The sequence below is a fragment of the Lysinibacillus sp. NPDC097214 genome (genome assembly GCF_050277945.1).
GTDB classification, from domain to species: Bacteria; Bacillota; Bacilli; order Bacillales_A; family Planococcaceae; genus Lysinibacillus; species Lysinibacillus xylanilyticus_B.
In genome coordinates, this window is sequence record NZ_JBNNSS010000006.1 from 268,501 (window position 1) to 290,760 (window position 22,260).

Sequence of the window (22,260 nt, forward strand, 5' to 3'; positions counted from 1 at the left end):
AACGAAACGAAGGTTAGCCCCTGAAAAGCAGGGGCTTTTATTTTCTACACGAAAGCGGAGTGCAACGGAGCGGCAGTGTCAACCGCAGTGTAGTGCAGCGAAACGAAGGTTACGCGAAAGTGAAGTGCAACGGAACGACAGCGTCTTGTTTTCTGCACGAAAGCGAAGTGCAACGGAGTGGCAGTGCCAACCGCAGTGTAGTGCAACGAAACGAAGGTTAGCCCCTGAAAAGCAGGGGCTTTTATTTTCTACACGAAAGCGGAGTGCAACGGAGCGGCAGTGTCAACCGCAGTGTAGTGCAACGAAACGAAGGTTACGCGAAAGCGGAGTGCAACGGAGCGGCAGTGTCAACCGCAGTGTAGTGCAACGAAACGAAGGTTACGCGAAAGTGAAGTGCAACGGAACGACAGCGTCTTGTTTTCTGCACGAAAGCGAAGTGCAACGGAGCGGCAGTGCCAACCGCAGTGTAGTGCAACGCGACGGAGGTTACGCGAAAGCGAAGTGCAATGAAGAGACGGCGTCTGGTTTTCTGCACGAAAGCGAATTGGACTTAGTAGCAATTTTAGCTTTTTTAAATATATTTGGCTAAACATCAAAAGTTGATGATATGCAATATGTAAAAACGATGCCATGTAAAAAGTTGATTGGAGTGGAGACTGGGCGACTCCTCGGGGATTAGCAATAGAGGAACGGAGGCTAAAAGCATCACATCCTGTGATAACGCCTACGCGACCAACCTCGTGTTGGCCCGAGACCCTGCAGCGCAGCGAAGCGGCAGCAACAAAGCGCCCAGTCGGAACGGAAATCAACCCCACGTTAGGATGAGCCATATATTTTGGAAGCAAAGTGAATATGAAACGATAGAACATTACTTCGAATCGAATAATAACCATAAAAAACAGGCGGTGTTGACCACTGCCTGTTTTTCTAAACGTTTAAAATTTTATTAACCTCATCACGCACTTCAAAAATATCAAAAGGCTTAGTAAAATATCGAATAGCTCCTAAATCTAATGCCTCCTGTACAACGTCCAATTCACCATATGCTGTCATCATGAAAACCGGAAGTTGCGGCCATCGCTCTTTTAAGTGCCTTAAAATTTCTATGCCATCCATTCCTGGGATTTTCATGTCTAGCAGGACACAATTTATTTCCTCCTCCTCAGCATACTTCAGTGCTTCCATACCATTTGCAGCTAAATATGTACCGTAACCTTCTTTTTTCAACACTTCATTTAAAAGTAAACGAATTCCTGGTTGATCATCGACAATTAGTACTCGTTTCACATTTCATTCCGCCCTTTTTTAGTTATTATTTTTACGTAAAATTCTCTCTATTATGTAATATTCTCCTTTAACCTATTAATACCTTCTATTATTATAAATTATCTACTTTTGCTTTATGCTCTTTTCAAACCTATAATATTGATTGAGGTGGGACCATGTCAAAAATATTAACAACACAACTAAGTGGTTTATTACAAAGAATAACACAAACTGAAGAGGAAGCAATTGAAGAAACAGCGCGATTACTTGCGCAAGCGGGTATTAGTGAAGGTAATGTCTATTTCGCATGCTTTGGCGAAATGCAAGTTGTCGAATTAAATGCATTTCAAGCTGTGGAACGTTTTACGAAGTTAGTCCCTTGGACAAAAGATACCGTGATCACAGAAGCGGATCGAGTATGCATTTTTACACGTAGCGCACACGATGAGGATGCATTAGCATTAGCACAGCAATTAAATAATCAGTTTATTCCATTTGCAGCCGTTGCTAGCGAAGTAGCTAATGCCGAAAATCCACTAGCAGATTTAGCGTATACGTATATTTCAACACGCATGCGAGGTGGTTTATTACCAAACGATTTAGGAAATCGCATAGTTGTGCCACACGCTATTGCTGCCCTTTTTGTTTATGAAGCCGTAAAAATTGCGTATGATGAAATGCTTGGCCTTGATGACGAAGAGTTATAAAGAATCTAACATTACAGAAATACTTTGAAGATTTATCGAAACGAAATCGCTCTTTATCGAAACTATTTGAGCTTTTATCGAAACAAAATCTTATTTTATCGAAACTTTTCGGGCTTTTATCGAGAAACAAGTTCTTTTTATCAAAAAAAGAGTTGTCTCAGCAAGTGAGACAACTCTTTTTTTTATTATTTAAATGTTGCTCCGATAAAATCACGGAACAATGGCTGTGGACGGTTTGGACGTGATACTAATTCTGGGTGGAATTGGCATGCTACGAAGAAATTATTTTCTGGTAACTCGATAATTTCCACTAATTTACCGTCAGGACTTGTACCTGAGAAGACAAGACCTTCTGCTTCCATCGCTTCACGATATTCATTGTTAAATTCATAACGATGACGGTGACGCTCATAAACAAGCTCTTGACCATACGCTTGGCTTGCCTTTGAGCCTTCTTTTAACTTACATGGATATAAACCTAAACGTAATGTACCACCGATATCTACACTGTCGTTTTGATCTGGTAAGAAGTCAATGATTGGGTATTGTGTTTGTGAATCTAGCTCTGTAGAATGCGCTCCTTGTAAACCAAGTACGTTACGAGCAAATTCTACTGTTGCAAGTTGCATACCTAGGCAAATACCTAAGAATGGTACATTATTTTCACGAGCATATTGTGTCGCTAAAATTTTACCTTCAACTCCACGATCACCGAAACCACCTGGAACTAAAATGGCGTCAGCACCTTTTAATAGCGTAGCAACATTGTCAGCCTCTACATGCTCTGCATTAATCCAGTCAATCTCAATATCAGAATTAAATGCATAGCCTGCATGTTTTAATGCCTCTACAACAGAAATGTAAGCATCTTGTAATTCTACATATTTACCTACTAATGCTACTTTTCGTTTATTTGGTAAGCTCTTCACTTTTGCTACTAGCTCGCGCCATTCTTCCATATCCGCCTCTGGTGCTTCAATGCCAAAATGGTCAAGCACGATATCATCAATATCTTGTGCATGAAGGTTTAAAGGTACTTCATATAAATGTTCTGCATCGCGAGATTCAATAATTTCGTGAGGCTGAACATCACAGAATAAAGCTAATTTTTCTTTCATATCCTGAGGCACTTCTTGCTCTGTGCGTACAACGATAATATTTGGTTGAATACCTAAAGAACGTAATTCTTTTACAGAATGCTGAGTTGGTTTTGTTTTTAGCTCACCCGCAGCTTTAATGTAAGGAATAAGCGTACAATGAACATACATCACGTTGTTATGACCTAAGTTCGTTTTCATTTGGCGAATTGCTTCAAGGAATGGTAATGACTCAATATCCCCAACTGTTCCGCCTACTTCAGTAATAACTACATCCGCATTTGTTTCGCGACCAGCGCGTTGAATACGATCTTTGATTTCATTTGTAATGTGAGGAATTACTTGTACTGTTCCACCGTTGTAATCACCACGGCGTTCTTTTTGTAATACAGACTGATAAACACGACCTGATGTTACTGTAGAATGTTTTCCTAGGTTAATATCAATAAAACGTTCGTAGTGACCTAAGTCTAAGTCAGCTTCTGCGCCATCATCTGTTACGAAAACTTCACCATGTTGATAAGGACTCATTGTACCTGGGTCAATATTGATATATGGGTCAAATTTTTGAATCGTTACTTCTAATCCGCGATTTTTTAATAAACGACCTAGAGAAGCTGCTACAATCCCTTTTCCAAGTGAAGACACAACCCCACCTGTTACAAAAATATACTTCGTCATGAAAAAATTCCTCCTTATGTTGTTCTAGAAATTGCAAGTAAGAAAAGTACATTCACGCCACATGCTGATTCTAAGCATTGATGCAAATATTTTGACAGGCTAAGAAAATAAATATTTCTCATCCCTAAAATAAGAAAAGCCGAGAATGCCTACAAATATATGTAGTCGATTCGAAGCTGTAATCGTTTCTATCTCTTTTCTACTTTCCTTTTAAAAAGTTTTTAACATATACTCAATCACCGCTTACTATACATCATGAATAATTTAGAGCATTACTATTCATTCCGTAGTTATAAACATGGGAGAACTTGACTGAATAAAGTTAAAAAATAAAAAAACGCTCCTCCTGCATAGGTTTGCAGGGGGAGCGTATTACATACACGGTCTTTCTCCTTTAATAAGGAGCCCAAGTAAAAGATTAAACGTAACCGTGATAGAAGTCAAGATTTTTTACTACAAGGATAAAAGAAAGAAAATTTCAAAGAGTAATTATCATCAATTATACCTCGGCATAATTGCGTCCGGAATCAGCTTTGCGCTTAGGCCTGCATGAGGGCCGACACGATGTCGGTCATTTCGGTAATGCCACAGGATGTGGCGTTCTTAGACTGAGTTCCTCTATTTCAGCGGATGTTTGCTGAAATAAGTTAGACTTCATCCTCTTCTTCAAATTCTTCTTCATCTTCATCTTCATCTTCATCGATAAAGTCCTCATCGATTTCTTCATCGATGTCCTCTATATCTTCTTCATCAAAGTCGATATCTTCTTTATCATCTGCTTCTTCTTCATCTTCTTCATCTTCTTCAACGAATTCTTCATAATCTTCATCAAAGTCAATATCTTCTTCTTCTAAATCTTCATCTAAATCTTCTTCATCCTCAAGGGCTGCTTTAGATTTTTTCTTATGAGTTTTAACAGATGGAGCTGTTTCTTCTTCAATCTGTTCAACTTTATACCATTCACGTAAGCCCCAGCCTGTTTCTTGATTAAATAAGAAGCGGCCTTCTACATTTAAATCTGTGTAAAATTGTAGTAGGCGGGCTTTCATTTCTTCATCACTATAGCCCACAAGCTCTTGCATTATTGTTAATAAATCATTAAAAGACACTGAGGCACGTTTTTCATTTAAAATTGCATAAGCTAAGTTAATTAACGATTCTTCCGCTAATTGTTCTTTTGTCATTTCACGAAAATTCATTCGTGCACTTCCTTTCTCTCATCACAATGGACGTTTTAAAATTCATATAGCTTTATTTTCGGAGCGCAGCAAAAAAAGGCCGCACAAAAGTAACTTCCCATCATAAGCATAATACCCATTATATACAAAGTATTATCCTCATTGCTAGCTTCAATTACTGTTTTTTATATCACGCATTTTTTTTATCCCCATGTAAAACAAATAGACAGATAATAATAGTAAAGGAACAGCGCCAATTTGCTTATCATACAGGAAAATAACTCCTACCACCAAAGCTAAAATAATGATGTAGTTAATTGCCGATTTCATCATCTGTTGCGCCTCCCCTTTTTTTTACATTTCTATTATAACGGAAATAAAAAGAAGTGCCTAATCCTAAGACTAGACACTTACAACTACACCAACATTTTGCACAAAATGGAATAATTGTTATACAGCAAGAAGATCATTACATATTACGACGATATTGTCCGCCTACCTCGTATAAAGCATTTGTGATTTGCCCTAAGCTAGCGACCTTTACAGTTTCCATAAGCTCCGCGAAAATATTACCGTTGTTTACAGCTACTTGTTGTAAACGAGCAAGAGCCGATGCGTTCTCTCCTTCATGTTGCTTCCAGAAGGCTTGTAAATTATGAATTTGCGTCTCTTTTTCTTCCGTCGATGCACGCGCAATTTCCATATTGTTAATGTCATCTTCAGAAGGCGGATTCGGATTTAAGTATGTGTTTACACCAATGATTGGTAACTCACCTGAATGCTTTAGCATCTCGTAGTGCATAGACTCCTCTTGAATCTTACCACGTTGATATTGTGTTTCCATTGCACCTAGTACGCCACCACGATCATTGATACGATCAAACTCTTCTAGTACCGCTTCTTCTACAAGGTCTGTTAACTCTTCTACGATATACGCTCCTTGTAATGGATTTTCGTTTTTCGCTAAGCCATGTTCCTTCGTAATAATCATTTGAATAGCCATCGCACGACGGACAGATTCTTCCGTAGGCGTTGTAATGGCCTCATCATATGCATTCGTATGCAATGAATTACAGTTATCTTGTAATGCCATTAACGCCTGTAACGTTGTACGGATATCATTAAAATCAATCTCCTGTGCATGCAAACTACGGCCGGATGTTTGGATATGATATTTTAATTTTTGCGCTCGTTCATTGGCACCGTACTTGTCACGCATGACAACCGCCCAAATACGGCGAGCTACGCGTCCAATAACTGTGTACTCTGGATCCAGTCCGTTAGAGAAGAAGAATGATAGATTTGGCGCAAAGTCGTCAATATTCATTCCACGACTTAAATAATATTCTACATACGTAAAGCCATTTGCTAATGTAAAGGCCAACTGTGATATTGGGTTCGCACCAGCTTCGGCAATATGGTAACCAGAAATAGATACGGAGTAATAATTACGAACTTTATGATCGATAAAGTATTGCTGAATATCCCCCATCATACGTAACGCAAACTCTGTTGAGAAGATACATGTATTTTGCCCTTGATCTTCCTTTAAAATATCAGCTTGCACGGTTCCACGTACAACCTGTAATGTTTTCTCGCGTGTTTCCGTAAACTCTTCAACTGTCAAAGGTCGATCCAGTTCTTTCTCACGTAGTTTCACTTGCTGATCAATAGCCGTATTCATGAACATTGCCAAAATAACCGGTGCTGGACCGTTAATTGTCATCGATACTGAAGTTGATGGTGCACATAAATCAAAGCCTGCATACAGCTTTTTCATATCCTCTAACGTACAAATGGAGACACCCGACTCTCCAACCTTCCCATAAATATCAGGTCGGTAATCTGGGTCCTCACCATATAGCGTTACTGAATCAAATGCTGTTGATAAACGTTTTGCATCATCATCTTTCGATAAATAATGGAATCGTTTATTTGTACGCTCAGGCGTTCCTTCGCCAGCAAATTGTCGCTTCGGATCTTCCCCTTCACGTTTAAATTGGAATACCCCAGCTGTATACGGGAATTCACCAGGTACATTTTCTTTATAAACCCAGCGTAAAATTTCACCATAATCTACGAATTTCGGCAAGGCAACTTTAGGAATTTTCGTACCAGAAAGACTTATTGTCTTTAAAATTGTTCGAATTTCCTTATCACGAACTTTCGTTACCAATTCATCTCCAGCATACGCTTCTTTTAAAGCATGCCAATTATCTAAAATACGTTTAGACTCAACCGTTAATTCATCTCTGACACCTTCCGCTAAAGATGTAAGAGACGCAACAAGTGCATCATTTGGCGCTTTTTCCTTAATCGCTTCAATAGCTCCCTCTAATTGGAATAGACGGCGAGCAAATTCCACCTGTTGCTCTGATTTTTTATGATAGCCACGCACAGTATCTGTAAGTTCTCGTAAGTAATAACGACGGTCGTTTGGAATGATAACATCTTGCTTTTGCGTTTTCGCAAATTGCTCATAGCCCGTTTCCCAATGACTTCCTGTCTTCGCATTAATGATATTTACTAATGCAGCAAATAAAGCATTCGTCCCTTTATCATTAAATTGACTGGCAATCGTACCGTACACAGGCATATTATCAAGTGATTCATCCCAAAGCTCTCGTGAACGTTGATATTGCTTCTGCACTTGACGTAATGCATCCTCAGAACCTTTGCGTTCAAATTTATTGATAGCGATCACATCCGCAAAATCAATCATGTCAATTTTCTCAAGCTGAGTTGGCGCACCAAACTCACTTGTCATGACATACATAGATAGATCAGTGTATTTTGTAATTTCCGCATCACCCTGACCAATACCACTTGTTTCTACAATAATTAAATCATAGCCTGCTACACGCGTTACATCTAGCACGTCCCCAATGGAAGCAGTAAGCTCTGTACGAGATCCACGAGTTGCTAAACTACGCATATATACGCGATTATTGAAAATCGCATTCATACGAATTCGGTCACCAAGTAAAGCCCCACCTGTCTTTTGCTTTGTCGGATCGACAGAAAGAATAGCTACGCGTTTATCCGGAAACTCTTTCAAGAAACGACGAATTAATTCATCTGTTAAAGAAGATTTACCAGCACCACCTGTTCCAGTAATACCTAAAACAGGTGTCCCTTTTGAGCGTTTACGAGCTTCCGCTAGCATCTCTTTCGTCTCTTCATCATCATTCGACTCAGCAGCAGTTAATAAATTCGCTAAAATTTCTGGCGTTTCTGTCGATAGAGCATCCAGCTTTTCTTGATAGCTACCTATAGCCGTCGGGAAATCAGTTCCTTTAATTTTCTCATTAATCATCCCTTGTAATCCTAAAACACGCCCATCCTCTGGTGAGAAAATCCCAGCAATCCCGTAAGCATGTAGCTCTTTAATTTCACGTGGTAAAATAACACCACCGCCACCACCATAAATTTTAATATGTGGCGCCCCTTTTTCACGCAGCAAATCATACATATATTTAAAGTATTCCATATGTCCGCCTTGATAAGATGATACCGCAATACCTTGAGCATCCTCTTGAATCGCAGCGTTTACGACTTCTTCCACGGAGCGGTTATGTCCTAAATGGATTACCTCTACACCGCTTGATTGTAAAATACGTCGTATAATGTTAACCGAAGCATCATGTCCATCAAAAAGACTCGATGCTGTAACAAAACGTACGTGATTTTTTGGACGATATACTTCTACCTTTGTCATATGAAATCCCCACTTTCTCCCCTTAATGTTCTTTATCGCCTCATCAGCATAACGTGGGGTTGATTTCCGTTCCGACCGGGCGCTTTCCTGGGGGCGTCCGATGAGCCGCTTCGCTTCGCTCCAGGGTCTCATCTGTGACGCTGATCCCCAAGGAGTCGCCCAGTCTCCACTCCAATCAACTTATTTACATGGCGTACGTTTTTAACAAATGCCATCCCCAACCTTTAGTGATGAGCCTTTTTATTCATAAAAAAATCGGTAATTGCAATGTCGCTTTATGCAATTACCGACAACCCCTTTACAGAACTTATTAGAACCCCTTTATGCCTGAAATGAACAAAGTAATTTGTATTTCAATAAATTCGTCAATAGAGTGCTGACGATGGAGCGCCCATTTACGGAATGCCCAGCTTTGCCCAGAAACGACTAAGTTATTTGCTGCCAAGTGAATTTGTTTATCTGTCATTGTTATTTCACCTGACTGCACACAGCGTTTTAGTAATCGCTCAAAAGTAGCAACCATTTCAAACTCTTTACTAAATACATAGCGTTGTGCTTCTTTCGACAGCGATTTAGTTTCCTGATACATGATTGTCAGCTCATCAACCAAACTATCAATTTGCAAGAAGTACTCTCGAATCATTTCCTTTAGCTCTTCAATCGTTCCTGCCTTAATCTCAAAACTTGAAAGTCGCCCCATCGCATGGTGATAAATACTATCACACACAAGGTAAAGGACATCTTCCTTCGTACGAATATATTCATATAATGTTCCGATACTAAAGCCTGCCGCTTTTGCGATTTCTCTCGTTGTGGCACGGTGAAACCCTTTTTCTCTAAATAATTTAATGGCTCCCTCTATCATCTGTTCTCGACGAATGGCGATGAGATTTTCATCTTTTACTGTTGACTGTACTTGGGGTCTTTGATCTCTTTCTGTCATACGTTATTTTGTCAACATACGAGAGATAACAAGTCGTTGAATCTCCTGTGTACCTTCGTAAATTTGTGTGATTTTCGCATCACGCATGAAGCGCTCAACTGGATAATCTTTCGTATAACCATATCCACCAAAGACTTGAACCGCCTCAGTCGTTACATTCATCGCCGTATCGCCAGCCATTAATTTTGCCATTGCAGACGCCTTACCATACGGTAGACCATTTGATTCCAACCAAGCCGCTTGGTATGTAAGCAGTCGAGATGCTTCAATTTGAGTTGCCATATCTGCTAGTTTAAAAGATACACCTTGGTTGGCAGTAATCGGCTTACCAAATTGCACACGTTCTTTACCGTATTCCACCGCTGCATCTAATGCTCCTTGTGCAATCCCTACAGCTTGTGCGGCAATACCATTACGTCCTCCATCAAGCGTTGTCATCGCAATTTTGAAGCCTTCTCCCTCAGCTCCAAGCATGTTTTCTTTCGGAACGCGACAGTTATCAAAAATAATTTCAGTTGTAGGAGATGAACGAATTCCTAGTTTTTTCTCCTTCTTCCCTACCGAGAAACCTTCAAAGCCAGCTTCAACGATAAAAGCAGTTGTGCCATTTTTAGCTTCTGGATCTGTTACTGCAAATACAACATATGTATCTGCCACTCCACCGTTCGTAATGAAAATCTTCGAACCGTTTAAAATATAATCGTCGCCATCACGTTTTGCATATGTTTTCATGCCACCAGCATCCGAACCTGATCCTGGCTCCGTTAAACCATATGCACCGATATGTTTACCTTCTGCCATTGGACGAAGGTATTTTTGTTTTTGTTCTTCATTACCAAATTTAAAGATCGGCCAACCAGCAAGTGACGTATGTGCTGATAAAGTTACCCCTGTTGAAGCACATACACGAGATAATTCCTCTACAGCAATGACATATGCTAGATAATCAAAGCCTGCACCGCCGTATTCTTCCGGCCATGGAATACCTGTTAAGCCTAGCTCCGCCATTTTATCGAAAATTGCGCGGTCAAACTCTTCGTTCTCGTCACGTTCAGCTGCTGTTGGTGCTACTTCATTAAGTGCAAAATCACGAATCATTTCACGTAATTGCTCATGCTCTTCTGTTAATTGAAAGTTCATTGTCCATTTCCCCTTTTTCGTTAGACTCAGTTTTGTTGATTTCTATATGTGATGATGTTTCGCGGGATTAACGGTCTTCCCTAAGCAATCGTCAATCATCCTTGAAAAATCAACTTCGCAACATAACATCCGACTTTATTTAAGTAAATGTTTACTAATGACTAGCTTTTGAATTTCACTTGTACCTTCGTATATTTCTGTCACCTTTGCATCTCGGAAATAACGCTCTACAGGATAGTCTTTTGTATAGCCATAGCCACCAAAAATTTGTATAGCGTCAATCGCTGTTTGCACGGCTGTACGAGAGGCAAAAAGTTTCGCCATCGAGGCCTCAGCTCCGCACGGCAATCCTTTTGAGCGTAAATCTGCTGCTCGATAGACTAGTAGTTTTGCTGATTCTACAGCCGTTGCCATATCAGCAAGCTTGAAGCCAACTCCTTGTTGCGCTGCAATAGGCTTTCCAAATTGAACACGTTCTTTTGCATACGCAGTAGCTGCCTCTAGTGCTGCTTCAGCAATGCCTAGAGCTTGAGCTGCGATTCCAATACGTCCAACATCTAAGTTAGCCATTGCAATTTTAAAGCCTTCCCCTTCCTCCCCAAGAAGGTTTGTGGCTGGAATACGACAGTTGTCGAATGTTAATTGAACTGTACGTGAACCGTGTAGGCCCATTTTATGTTCATCTTTACCTATGATTAAGCCCGGTGTTCCTTTTTCAACAATAAATGCTGAAATACCACGTGTTTTTTCAGCAGGATTCGTTGAGGCAAAGACAATATAAACATCAGCTTCTCCACCGTTTGTAATAAACACCTTGGAGCCGTTGATGACATATTCATCTCCATCTCGCACCGCTTTGGATTGTAAAGAGCCAGCATCAGAACCAGCGCTAGGCTCTGTTAAACAAAATGCCCCTAAATATTCACCAGCAGCAAGCTTTGGAACATAGCGTTTCTTCTGTTCATCGTTGCCGAAATAAATGATAGGGTTTGTTCCAACCGAAGTATGCACGGATAAAATAACACCCATTACTGCGCTAACCTTTGATAGTTCATTGATTGCAATTATGTACGATGTAAAATCCATCGCTGAGCCGCCTAATTCCTCAGGCGTCGTGATCCCCATTAAACCTAATTCGCCCATTTGCGCAAGGAGCTCACGTGGAAACTCTCCTGCTTCCATACGTTCTACCCACGGTTCAATTTTATCCTGAGCGAAATTACGAACCATATCTCGCATCATTATTTGTTCATCTGTAAATTGTAAATGCATCTATAATGTCACCCCTGTACGTTGTCCCGTAGCATTGCACTTCATTTGAATCGTCCCATCCCCATAGGATTATTCATAAACGTAAAAGCCTCTTCCAGATTTTTTACCTAGCCATCCTGCTGCCACATATTTACGAAGCAATGGACAAGGTCTATATTTACTATCACCTAAGCCCTCATGTAAAATCTCCATGATGGATAGACATGTATCAAGACCAATAAAGTCTGCCAATGTTAACGGACCCATAGGATGATTCATGCCGAGCTTCATCACATCGTCAATGGCTTCTTTCGATGCTACACCCTCATACAATGCGTAGATCGCTTCATTAATCATTGGTAATAAAATACGATTCGAAATAAAGCCTGGGAAGTCATTTACTTCCACTGGTGTTTTCGATAGTTTTACCGTCATGTCTTCAACTGCTTTGTAGACTTCATCACTAGTAGCTAACCCTCTAATAATTTCTACAAGCTTCATAACAGGTACAGGATTCATAAAGTGCATACCAATCACTTGCTCTGGACGATTTGTTACAGCTGCAATTTCTGTAATTGGTAAAGATGATGTATTCGTAGCTAAAATGGCATGTGCCGGTGCAATCTGATCAATTTGCTTAAAGATGGATTGCTTCACTTCCAAATTCTCCACAGCTGCCTCAATGACAATATCTACGTCACTAGCATCTTGTATATCTAGTGACATATTAATACGACCTAAAATGGCTGCCTTCTCATCCTCAGTTTTACGCCCCTTTTCGACATCACGTGTCAGATTTTTCGTAATGACGCCTAAACCGCGTTCGAAAAATTCTTGCTTCATGTCATTCAGTTTGACCTCATAGCCAGCTTGTGCACAAACTTGTGCAATGCCTGAGCCCATTTGTCCAGCACCAATAACCATTACTTTTTGAATTCCCATCATTCGTGTCCCCCTGTTTTCGGTACTTCAATCATAATGGCATCGCCTTGCCCTCCACCTGAGCAGATAGCAGCAATTCCGATACCACCGCCACGACGTTTTAATTCATGAGCAAGTGTTAAAATAATGCGTGCTCCAGATGCTCCGATTGGATGACCTAATGCAACTGCACCACCGTTAACATTGACCTTTTCAGCATCTAAATCCGCCAGCTGCTTGCTGACAAGAGCTACTGCTGCAAATGCTTCATTGATTTCGATCAAATCAATGTCAGCTAATGATTTCCCTGTCTTTTTAAGTAATTTGTTAATGACAAGCCCTGGTGTTTGCGGGAAATTCTCAGGCTCAATCGCAAGTTCTTCATGACCGATAATCACCGCAAGCGGCTCTCTGCCTTCACGCGCTGCACGTTCCTCACTCATTACTACTAAGGCACATGCACCATCGTTAACGCCAGGTGCATTACCTGCTGTAATCGTTCCATCCTTGTCAAAGGCTGGCTTGAGTTTTGCAAGTACCTCTATTGACGTACCAGCTCTTGGTGCCTCGTCCGTATCGACTTGAAGCGGCTCTCCCTTACGTTGTGGAATTTCCACAGGAACGATTTCTTCAGCAAAGTAACCTTTCTCAATTGCTGCAAGTGCACGTTCATGACTGCGAACAGACCAAGCATCCTGCTCCTCACGGCTTAACGAATATTCTTTAGCCGTTACATTACCGTAGCTTCCCATATGCGGCCTTGCCTTATCGAAGGCACATGTTAAGCCATCATATAGCATGCCATCTACCATTGTTGAGTCGCCCATGCGTAAGCCTGTTCGACCATTCTTTAGATAATACGGTGCATTCGACATGGATTCCATACCACCAGCGATCATTACTTCTTCGTCCCCTAATCGAATTAGCTGATCCGCTAGTGTTACAGCACGCATCCCTGACGCACAAACCTTGTTAATCGTTTCTGTTTTCACCGCTATTGGTAAACTTGCTTTGATCGCAGCCTGCCTTGAAGGAATTTGGCCCTGTCCCCCTTGTAAAACGGAGCCTAAAATTACTTCATCCACTTCATCAGGCGAAATATTCGCTTTCTCAAGTGCCCCTTTTATGGCGATTGCGCCTAAATCACTCGCGCTTAATGCTGATAGTGAACCTCCAAACTTTCCAAATGCAGTTCTTGCTCCTGCTAAAATTACTGCTCTATTCAAGTAAAACACCCCTTTTGTTTTACGTTCTAGAAGAAGTATAAGAGCATCAACGTTGACTGAACGCTCGCTCGACCTCTATCTATGAAAAATGGGAGTTTTAAGTTCAACTCCCATTTCCATTTAATCTTATTCTACAAAACAATTATTTATTGTGCAATTTATATTTTTCAGATAACTAAAATATTTCTGCAATAACCATCATTTTTCTGCGTTAGTCTCTGCTTTCTCGTCTTGTTCGACACTGTCCACTGAAGCTACTACTTCTTCAACCATTACATCCGCCGCTTCTTCAACAGATTCCTCGACAGCTTTCACTTTTTCACCAAATACAGAACGCTCCAATAGTTCTGCAACATCGAATGTTCCGATTGTATCCTCAACCTCTTTTGCCTTTGTACCATCCTCAAGCATCGTTAAGCAGTAAGGACATCCAGAAGAAATAACTGAAGCATTAGTTGCTAAAGCTTGTTCTGTTCTTGCTACGTTAATTCGGTTGCCGACATGCTCTTCCATCCACATTAAGCCGCCACCAGCACCACAGCACATTGCTTCCTCACGATTACGCTCCATTTCAACAAGCTTAATACCTGGAATTCCTCGTAAAATTTCACGTGGTGCATCATAAACATCGTTATAACGACCTAAATAACAAGAATCGTGGAACACAATCGTTTCATGAACTTCGTAATTTAACGCTAGACGATTTTCATCAATCAATTGATTCAATAGTTCAGTATGATGGTAGACCTCGCCCTTCCAGCCAAAGTCTTGGTATTCATTTTTAAAGATATTGTAAGCATGTGGGTCAATCGTAACGATTTTCTTCACGTCGTTTTTCTCAAATTCATCAATATTCGCTGTTGCCAGCTCTTGGAATAAAAATTCATTTCCTAATCGACGTGGAGTGTCACCTGAGTTTTTCTCTTTATTTCCTAAAATCGCAAACTTCACGCCTGCCTCGTTTAATAGACGACAGAATGCTAAGGCAATTTTTTGTGAGCGGTTATCAAACGCTCCCATTGAACCTACCCAGAATAAATATTCCATTTCTTCGCCTGATTTTTTCAGCTCTTTCACTGTTGGAATATGAATTGTTGGATCTAGGTCACGCCAATTTTCTTTTTCTTTACGGTTTAAGCCCCAAGGATTGCCTTGACGTTCGATATTTGTCATCGCGCGTTGTGCATCAGGGTTTACTTTTCCTTCAGTCATTGTTAAGTAACGACGTAAATCAATAATTTTATCGACATGCTCGTTCATAACAGGACATTGATCCTCACAGTTACGGCAAGTTGTACATGCCCAAATCTCTTCTTCTGTAATGACATCGCCGATTAAAGAAGGGCTGTAGATATCTTCGATGACTGCCCCCTCAGCACCAGCTGCCATCGCTAACTGATTCCCCTTTGTTTTAGCAAAGAATTGATAAGGTACCCAAGGCTTTTGCTTTGTCTCAACAGCACCTGTAAATGTTAAATGATCACGTAGCTTCACGATTAAATCCATCGGTGATAGCATTTTCCCTGTACCTGACGCTGGACACATATTTGTACAGCGCCCGCACTCTACACAGGAATATAAATCTAGCATTTGTTTTTGTGTGAAGTCTTGAATACGTCCAACACCAATTGCCGGAATATCCTCTTCATCTTCAGCATTTTCTAATGCTTCAAAATCGATCGGCGTTAAAGTACCTGTACGATCTAAACGGTTCATGTATACATTGATTGGGCTTACAATTAAGTGGAAGTGCTTCGATTGTGGTACATACACTAAGAATGTCAATAGAATCAATAAGTGCGACCACCACATTACATAGAAAACAACCCCCGCCGCTGATGCTGGTAAGAAGCTAAAAATAGCAGCAATGCCAGAAGCAACTGGCTCTGTATAAGTTAGTTCTTCACCATGCCAAATTATGCCCATACCATTTGCAAGCAATGTGGATACCATTAACCCGCCTATGAATATTAAGACAAGTCCATTTTTCCAGCCTCGTTTTAGACGTACTAACTTTTCTACATAACGACGGTAAAATGCCCACACAACCGCCACTAAAATCATTAATACTACAAGCTCTTGGAAGAATGTAAACACACTGTAGAAAATGCCAAGTGGCAAATGTGACCCAGGTGCTAACCCTTTCCAAATTAAATCAATGGCACCTAGCTGCACCATCAAAAATCCATAGAAGAACATAACGTGAATTAAACCACTCTTCGGATCTTTTAATAACTTATTTTGGCCAAGTACATTGACCATAAGATAACGAATTCGTTCTTGAACACTTTCATCAAACTCAACCTTTTTCCCCAATTGCACAAACTTATAGCGTGTTTTTAACAGATAGAAAAATAACCCTACTGCATAAAGCACAACCACGACTGTTAGAACAATGTTTGCAATTACTAATGGACTCATGGTTGGTCCCCCCTTTAGTTTGTCGTAAGTTTCTCTCTTTGTGGTAAATTTGCTAGTTCAATCATTATATTCCTATTCTAATAAATGAGTGAGCATTCAGTCAACATAAAACGGAAATATTTCTGATAATTTTATATTCTTACATTTTACAAGAAAAAAAGCCACCCTGAATTTTAAAAGCGGCCTCTTAACCACTAAAGAGATTTATTCATTTATATTACAATTTTGTCTTTTGATTGTATTTAGATACTCAAAAAGTCGATTTGCATCATGTTTTTGATGACAAATCGACTTTTTTTAAGTGCGCTAAATTTGTAAATAGGTTGATTGGAGTGGAGACTGGGCGACTCCTCGGGGATTAGCAATAGAGGAACGGAGGCTAAAACCATCACATCCTGTGATAACGCCTACGTGACCAACCTCGTGTTGGCCCGAGACCCTGCAGCGAAGCGAAGCGGCTCATCGGACGCCCCCAGGAAGCTTTGCTCTGTGCGAAAGCGAAGCGGCAGCAATTGTTTTATCTGTGCGAAAGCGTAGCGACAGCAACAACAAAGCGCCCAGTCGGAACGGAAATCAACCACTCGTTTTGCTAATGAGCGTAATTCCATAAATAAATTGCAAGTTATTTTTTAAAGACATTGGCGCTTCGAATATATTCAATATCCGCAACATTCAATCGGAAATTCACAACACGTGCAACCGCAAATAAATAATCGGATAGACGATTTAAATATTTTTGTACAATGGTCGGTACATCTTCGATTTCCTTCATCAGCGTTACCATTTGGCGCTCTGCTCGACGTGCTACTGTGCGGGCAATGTGTAAAGTTGCAGCTGCTGGTGCACCACCTGGTAGAATAAAGCGCTGTAATGGTGGTGCTTCATCTGACAATGCATCAATACGCGTTTCCAACACTTCAATTGGCTGCTCTGTAAGCTTATAATGACGCTCCTTCATGACATTAGCGAGGTCACCACCTGCATCAAAAAGCTCATGTTGAATCGTTTCTAAATCAATTAGAATATCCTTGAATAGCTCACGATCTAGTTCACTAATAGCCTTACCAATAAAAGAATTTAATTCATCGATAGCACCATATGTCTCTACGCGTAAGCTATCTTTGTCAACGCGTCCACCGATAAGACTTGTTTTCCCTGTATCGCCTGTTTTCGTGTAAAGCTTCATTTCTCTCATCTCCTAGAATTGTATTTTATCAATTTTCGCCTTGGCGTAATTGTAGCTGACGCTTTGCTTTTGCTACAGATAAACAATGCGTCCGGATTTTGAATTGTGCCTAGGCCTGCAGATGTCTTTTGTGCGAAAGCGTAGTGCTAACGTAGCGGCAGCAACAGGATGCAGGTCAGTTAGCCGTTTTCGCAGGATGCGAAGGTTTTAGGCTAACATCCTTATATTCATTCCTTTCAAAATCCGTGACATCCGCCGGAGGCTTCATTCAGTAGGTGTTTGGACACCAACTAAAAGGAAGCACATTAGCAATCATCTCACCACCTTCAGAGGTGAGAGTCATTTGTAGCTGTCGTTTCACTTTCGCTACAAAAAACTATCTGCTGAATGAAGATAATTTTTTATCGCCTGCACAGTTGTTTCAAAAACACCTTTACCGATGATCTTACCTACATCAGTAATGGGACCGCCGTACAGCATTTCTTCCCCTTTTTGTGTCGCTGCAATCAATAAACTATCTGTAGCAGTACCTGTCGCAATCGTACCACTAAGCTCATCACGAATATTTTCTGATTGCAATGCCTTTGTTTTCGCCTCAGTAGCTGTCATCATTGCTTGGAAAAACGCTTCCTCTGATAAACAGCCATTCACGATAACCCACGTATTTATAGTACCAATATATGGTTCATCTTGTCTTTCATGTGCACGAGACACATCAACGGCATTGCCAACTCCAGCGGTAACAGCCACAAGAACGCTACCAAAGGAAGCTTGAAACTCATTAATAGCTACAAGATTTGTTGGGACAGCTGTTAACATGACGACTGTACTTGTAGATGAAAAGTGCTCCTTTTGTAAAAAATCAGCAACCTCTCTCTTTACATCATTAATCACGTAATCTATTCGTACAGAGCGATTTAACAGACAATCATACCACCCGATACCCGGATTATGAACAGCTGAGGACACCGTTTTTAAAGGAAACTCTGATTGAAGCTGAATGTAATGATCTGTAACAATGAAATTTTCTTTTTTAATGACAGCACGTTGCTGATGTTCAACGGAGGCTGGCATCATTGTAATTTGAGGCTTTGGAATTTCTGGATGTGCATAAGTTGCCACTCGGGCATGATAGACGTCTTCGATTTGCGAAGCGATTAATACTTCATGTGGCGCCCCAAATGCCCGCATCCGTCCTTCCTCCATTAGTAATAATTCATCACAATAAAGAGAAGCTAAATTCATATCATGCAGTACCATAATAACGGTCAAACCACGTTCTATTGCTTCCTTTCGCACCATATCTAAAATTTGACGTTGATGTGCAATATCTAGATGGTTGGTCGGCTCATCTAGCAGCAATATTTCCGCAGTTTGTGCAAGAGCTTGGGCGACAAAAACTCTTTGCTGTTCACCGCCCGACAAAAATTCCATCGGTGTCTGTTCATAGCGTTTCACACCTGTTTGCAGCATTGCCTGTTGCACTGCTTGTTCATCACGATCAGTCCAGCTTGAAAAGAAGCCTGTTTGATGTGGATAACGTCCAAGCGATACCGCTTCCCTTACACTGTTTGAAAAAGCATTAGCATGTAATTGTGGCAGCACTGCCATCTTCTTTGCTAATGCACGAGCATTGTAAGAGCTACTATTTTCACCATCTACTAATACAGTGCCTGCTGTTGCTGGTAGTATGCCACTTATTACTTTTAACAGTGTAGATTTCCCACTACCATTCGGCCCTAAAATCCCTAGTATTTTACCTTTTTCAACGGAAAAACTTATATCCTGGACGATCGGTACGTCTTCATAGCCACCGGAAAGATGTTCAACAACAATCATGCCCGTACCCCCTTGCCTCTACGTTGTTTATAAAAAATATAGGAAAAAACGGGCGCCCCAATAAATGCAGTAATGACACCAATCGGCAGCTCTCTTGGCATAATAATTGTTCTTGCTATTAAATCACAAATAATTAGTAAAGTTGCCCCATTTAAAAATGATAATGGCAATAAATGACGATGATCTGAACCCCAAACCATTCTCGTCATATGAGGAATAACTAAACCAACAAAGCCAATCGTTCCAGAAACAGCTACCGCTGCTCCTGTCAACATGGATCCACCCACTAAAATAATATATTTACTACGCTTAACATTGACACCTAAATGCTTCGCACGTTCTTCTCCATACAACAGAACATTTAACTCGCGTCTTTGTGTCCAAAGCATAATGGAGCCAATGATAACAAACGGGATGATCATCTGAACGTAAGGCCAACCACGCATCGATACTGAGCCAAGCAGCCATCCAATCACTTGGCGTAACTCCTCACCCGATAAAGCAATCATTAATGAAATCAAAGAACCTAAAAATGAACTAAATATAACCCCAGTTAAAATAAGAGTTTCCATTTTTAGTGAACGGTCTACTATTCTAGCAAAGCCCATAACAGCTACCATCGTTAATATGGCTCCTATCATACTAAAGGTTGGCAATGTGAAATTGCCGATTACAGGTATTGAGACACTAAAGAAAATCGTCATTACTGCGCCCACTGATGCACCAGAGGAAACACCTAACGTATAAGGATCAGCCAAAGGGTTTTTTAATAAGCCTTGAAAAGCTGCCCCTGCAATAGCAAGTGATGCCCCTACAAGCCCTGCTAGCAGAACTCGAGGTAAACGAATCTTCCATAAAATATTGGCAGCTGTTTCATCAGCGGCCTTATTCCACAATACTTCTAATGGAATATGAACTGAGCCTATCGCCACACCACACCAGATGCTAATGATTAAAAGCGTAATCGCTGTTACATAGGCTACAATTGTTTTACTCATTTAAACGCCTCTGGGTAGACGGCCTTTGCTAATTCCTCAAGACCATCTGCTAAACGAGGACCTTGACGACTTGTCGTATTTTCATCCACTTGTACTATGGCTTTATTTTTCACGGCAGTAATTGTCTCAAAGCCTGGACGTTGTGGAATTTTCGTTAAAATATCAGGTACATAATTATATGCCACAACAATGACATCTGGATTTTTCGTGATAATTTGTTCAGCATCAATTTGATACCAGTCATTTACATCTGCTGCCACATTTTCAGCATGAATCATTTCTAGCATTTCATTCATAAATGTACCTTTACCAGCTGTATAAATCTGTGGTTCATCAGAAGATTCTACAAAGACTTTCTTTGGCTTAACATCCTCAAGTTTTGTTTCGACTTCTTCAACTTTTGCCTTCATGTTTGCGACTATTTTTTTAGCCTCTTCTAGTTTTCCTGTTACACGACCAAGCTGTTCAATCGTTGTGTAAGTTTCATTAAAGTTTTTCGCATCCGCTACAACAAATACTTTCACACCTGCAGACTCAAGCTGTTCAATTGCTCCTTTTGAATAACTCATACCCGATGCATGCGCAAGAACGATATCTGGCGATAAAGCAATAATTTGTTCAATATTATAATCCATACCGCCAACCTTTTCTTTTTTACTAGCCTCTGGTGGATAATCGTCATTATCTGTTACACCCACTATTTCATCATTTAAGCCAAGACTAAATAAAATTTCAGTGTTACTTGGAATGAGAGAAACTATTTTTTCAGGAGGTGCTTCTAGCGTAATATCTTTGCCAGTAGCATCCGTTATCGTCATTGGGAATGTTGCTTGATCTACTTTTGATGTCTCTTGCTGCTCAGCAGATGACGACTTGTCATTTGTCGCCTCTTTTGTGTTGCATGCTGCAAGCAAGCCAACAGCTAAAAATGCTGATAATCCTATTTTCCAAAATTTCTTCATGTGAATCCCCCTTAGTCTATCTGTGCATAAAGTTAGCGACTCGTTTTTCTGATTGATCGATACATTTTAGGTTTTTATCGCTCGAGGTTGTGGGTTTTTGCCTGACATTTTGGGTGTATCACCTAACATTGTGGATTTATCACCCAAAATTTTAGGTTTATCGCCCAACTTTTTGAGTTTATCACCCAACATTGTAGGTTTATCGCCCACTTTTTCAAATTTATCGATATTCATCTTCAAAACAAATACCCCTCATCATAAAAAAATGAGGGGGTCAAATTTGCACAATATACATATACAAAATCCACCATCCTATCCTCGTAGGCTACAACGTGTTTTCTATAAAGGCAGGTCTCCTGGCTCGTGCTTCATACGCTTTTTCAAGCCTTCCCGAAATTTTCAGTGGCGCAGATTGAAAAAACTCACACATACAGTGGCGGGACCGCATCGGATTTACACCGATTTCCCTTTTCACTTTACTTAAGTAAAGAACCTTTATAATATTCAGTTGATTTTATTATACATGAAAATCAAAGAAGTCGCCTCCATTCGAGACGACTCTAATTAAATCAATTATGCCTCGGCATAATTGCGTCCAGATTCGGCTTTGTGCTTGCACAAAGCACTCCTTTCCGAATCTGTGACATCCGCCGGAGGCTTTGGGCCAACGTGATGTTGGTCACTCAGTCGTCGCCACAGGACGTGGCGTTCTTAGACTGAGTTCCT

General features: G+C 40.5%; 17 protein-coding genes and 1 riboswitch. Of the genes, 1 reads left to right on the plus strand and 16 read right to left on the minus strand.

Annotated elements, in window-relative coordinates; translation table 11 throughout:
• Positions 1 to 927: 927 nt before the first annotated feature.
• A complete protein-coding gene (locus ACQKMI_RS15885; protein ID WP_427490453.1) occupies positions 928 to 1,287 on the minus strand; it encodes a response regulator in 360 nt (119 codons plus the stop codon).
• Between the two features lie 155 nt (positions 1,288 to 1,442).
• Here ACQKMI_RS15885 and ACQKMI_RS15890 point away from each other — a divergent pair, with 155 nt between their 5' ends.
• Positions 1,443 to 1,973 (plus strand): DUF2529 family protein, encoded by a 531-nt coding sequence (locus ACQKMI_RS15890; RefSeq protein ID WP_427490455.1) that lies wholly within the window; start codon positions 1,443 to 1,445, stop codon positions 1,971 to 1,973.
• Between the two features lie 185 nt (positions 1,974 to 2,158).
• Here ACQKMI_RS15890 and ACQKMI_RS15895 read toward each other — a convergent pair whose 3' ends face one another.
• The 15 genes from ACQKMI_RS15895 to ACQKMI_RS15965 all read right to left on the minus strand — a co-directional run bounded on the left by ACQKMI_RS15895 (position 2,159) and on the right by ACQKMI_RS15965 (position 21,774).
• A complete protein-coding gene (locus tag ACQKMI_RS15895) occupies positions 2,159 to 3,751 on the minus strand; it encodes a CTP synthase (protein ID WP_079559380.1) in 1,593 nt (530 codons plus the stop codon).
• Positions 3,752 to 4,398: 647 nt separating this feature from the next.
• Entirely contained in the window at positions 4,399 to 4,950 is a 552-nt protein-coding gene (rpoE, locus tag ACQKMI_RS15900; protein WP_427490457.1) for a DNA-directed RNA polymerase subunit delta, read from the minus strand.
• Positions 4,951 to 5,100: 150 nt separating this feature from the next.
• Complete coding sequence (locus tag ACQKMI_RS15905; RefSeq protein ID WP_185903488.1) at positions 5,101 to 5,262, minus strand: hypothetical protein; 162 nt, start codon at positions 5,260 to 5,262, stop codon at positions 5,101 to 5,103.
• A gap of 136 nt (positions 5,263 to 5,398) precedes the next feature.
• Entirely contained in the window at positions 5,399 to 8,647 is a 3,249-nt protein-coding gene (gene icmF / locus ACQKMI_RS15910) for a fused isobutyryl-CoA mutase/GTPase IcmF (RefSeq protein ID WP_427490459.1), read from the minus strand.
• Positions 8,648 to 8,957: 310 nt separating this feature from the next.
• Complete coding sequence (locus tag ACQKMI_RS15915) at positions 8,958 to 9,590, minus strand: TetR/AcrR family transcriptional regulator (protein ID WP_427415377.1); 633 nt, start codon at positions 9,588 to 9,590, stop codon at positions 8,958 to 8,960.
• Between the two features lie 3 nt (positions 9,591 to 9,593).
• Complete coding sequence (locus ACQKMI_RS15920; RefSeq protein WP_427490461.1) at positions 9,594 to 10,730, minus strand: acyl-CoA dehydrogenase; 1,137 nt, start codon at positions 10,728 to 10,730, stop codon at positions 9,594 to 9,596.
• A 135-nt stretch (positions 10,731 to 10,865) separates the two neighbouring features.
• Positions 10,866 to 12,002: an acyl-CoA dehydrogenase gene (locus ACQKMI_RS15925; protein WP_427490463.1), complete on the minus strand. Its 1,137-nt coding sequence runs from the start codon at positions 12,000 to 12,002 to the stop codon at positions 10,866 to 10,868.
• Between the two features lie 69 nt (positions 12,003 to 12,071).
• Positions 12,072 to 12,923 carry a 3-hydroxybutyryl-CoA dehydrogenase gene (locus ACQKMI_RS15930; RefSeq protein WP_323648921.1) on the minus strand — a complete coding sequence of 284 codons (852 nt, stop codon included), beginning with the start codon at positions 12,921 to 12,923 and terminating at the stop codon, positions 12,072 to 12,074.
• Positions 12,923 to 14,128: an acetyl-CoA C-acetyltransferase gene (locus ACQKMI_RS15935; protein WP_427490465.1), complete on the minus strand. Its 1,206-nt coding sequence runs from the start codon at positions 14,126 to 14,128 to the stop codon at positions 12,923 to 12,925. Before ACQKMI_RS15935 ends, ACQKMI_RS15930 begins: the two co-directional genes overlap by 1 nt.
• A 198-nt stretch (positions 14,129 to 14,326) precedes the next feature.
• Positions 14,327 to 16,549, minus strand: coding sequence for a heterodisulfide reductase-related iron-sulfur binding cluster (locus ACQKMI_RS15940; RefSeq protein WP_427490467.1), 2,223 nt, complete (start codon positions 16,547 to 16,549; stop codon positions 14,327 to 14,329).
• A 622-nt stretch (positions 16,550 to 17,171) separates the two neighbouring features.
• Positions 17,172 to 17,735, minus strand: a complete 564-nt coding sequence (locus ACQKMI_RS15945) for a cob(I)yrinic acid a,c-diamide adenosyltransferase (RefSeq protein ID WP_427490469.1) — start codon at positions 17,733 to 17,735, stop codon at positions 17,172 to 17,174.
• A gap of 366 nt (positions 17,736 to 18,101) precedes the next feature.
• Positions 18,102 to 19,574 carry an adenosylcobinamide amidohydrolase gene (locus ACQKMI_RS15950; RefSeq protein ID WP_427490471.1) on the minus strand — a complete coding sequence of 491 codons (1,473 nt, stop codon included), beginning with the start codon at positions 19,572 to 19,574 and terminating at the stop codon, positions 18,102 to 18,104.
• Complete coding sequence (locus tag ACQKMI_RS15955; RefSeq protein WP_427490473.1) at positions 19,571 to 20,572, minus strand: FecCD family ABC transporter permease; 1,002 nt, start codon at positions 20,570 to 20,572, stop codon at positions 19,571 to 19,573. Before ACQKMI_RS15955 ends, ACQKMI_RS15950 begins: the two co-directional genes overlap by 4 nt.
• Positions 20,569 to 21,534 (minus strand): ABC transporter substrate-binding protein, encoded by a 966-nt coding sequence (locus ACQKMI_RS15960; RefSeq protein WP_427490475.1) that lies wholly within the window; start codon positions 21,532 to 21,534, stop codon positions 20,569 to 20,571. Before ACQKMI_RS15960 ends, ACQKMI_RS15955 begins: the two co-directional genes overlap by 4 nt.
• 66 nt (positions 21,535 to 21,600) lie before the next feature.
• Positions 21,601 to 21,774 carry a hypothetical protein gene (locus ACQKMI_RS15965; RefSeq protein WP_427490477.1) on the minus strand — a complete coding sequence of 58 codons (174 nt, stop codon included), beginning with the start codon at positions 21,772 to 21,774 and terminating at the stop codon, positions 21,601 to 21,603.
• Positions 21,775 to 21,863: 89 nt separating this feature from the next.
• A riboswitch (cobalamin riboswitch) is annotated at positions 21,864 to 22,046 on the minus strand.
• Between the last annotated feature and the right edge of the window lie 214 nt (positions 22,047 to 22,260).

Excerpts from the sequence above, each read along its gene's own strand:
- ACQKMI_RS15925 (WP_427490463.1), bottom strand. The coding sequence starts at position 12,002 with ATGCATTTACAATTTACAGATGAACAAATAATGATGCGAGATATGGTT.
- icmF (WP_427490459.1), bottom strand. The coding sequence starts at position 8,647 with ATGACAAAGGTAGAAGTATATCGTCCAAAAAATCACGTACGTTTTGTT.
- ACQKMI_RS15890 (WP_427490455.1), top strand. The coding sequence starts at position 1,443 with ATGTCAAAAATATTAACAACACAACTAAGTGGTTTATTACAAAGAATA.
- ACQKMI_RS15950 (WP_427490471.1), bottom strand. The coding sequence starts at position 19,574 with ATGATTGTTGTTGAACATCTTTCCGGTGGCTATGAAGACGTACCGATC.
- ACQKMI_RS15920 (WP_427490461.1), bottom strand. The coding sequence starts at position 10,730 with ATGAACTTTCAATTAACAGAAGAGCATGAGCAATTACGTGAAATGATT.
- ACQKMI_RS15905 (WP_185903488.1), bottom strand. The coding sequence starts at position 5,262 with ATGATGAAATCGGCAATTAACTACATCATTATTTTAGCTTTGGTGGTA.
- ACQKMI_RS15955 (WP_427490473.1), bottom strand. The coding sequence starts at position 20,572 with ATGAGTAAAACAATTGTAGCCTATGTAACAGCGATTACGCTTTTAATC.
- rpoE (WP_427490457.1), bottom strand. The coding sequence starts at position 4,950 with ATGAATTTTCGTGAAATGACAAAAGAACAATTAGCGGAAGAATCGTTA.
- ACQKMI_RS15930 (WP_323648921.1), bottom strand. The coding sequence starts at position 12,923 with ATGGGAATTCAAAAAGTAATGGTTATTGGTGCTGGACAAATGGGCTCA.
- ACQKMI_RS15895 (WP_079559380.1), bottom strand. The coding sequence starts at position 3,751 with ATGACGAAGTATATTTTTGTAACAGGTGGGGTTGTGTCTTCACTTGGA.
- ACQKMI_RS15940 (WP_427490467.1), bottom strand. The coding sequence starts at position 16,549 with ATGAGTCCATTAGTAATTGCAAACATTGTTCTAACAGTCGTGGTTGTG.
- ACQKMI_RS15945 (WP_427490469.1), bottom strand. The coding sequence starts at position 17,735 with ATGAAGCTTTACACGAAAACAGGCGATACAGGGAAAACAAGTCTTATC.
- ACQKMI_RS15960 (WP_427490475.1), bottom strand. The coding sequence starts at position 21,534 with ATGAAGAAATTTTGGAAAATAGGATTATCAGCATTTTTAGCTGTTGGC.
- ACQKMI_RS15915 (WP_427415377.1), bottom strand. The coding sequence starts at position 9,590 with ATGACAGAAAGAGATCAAAGACCCCAAGTACAGTCAACAGTAAAAGAT.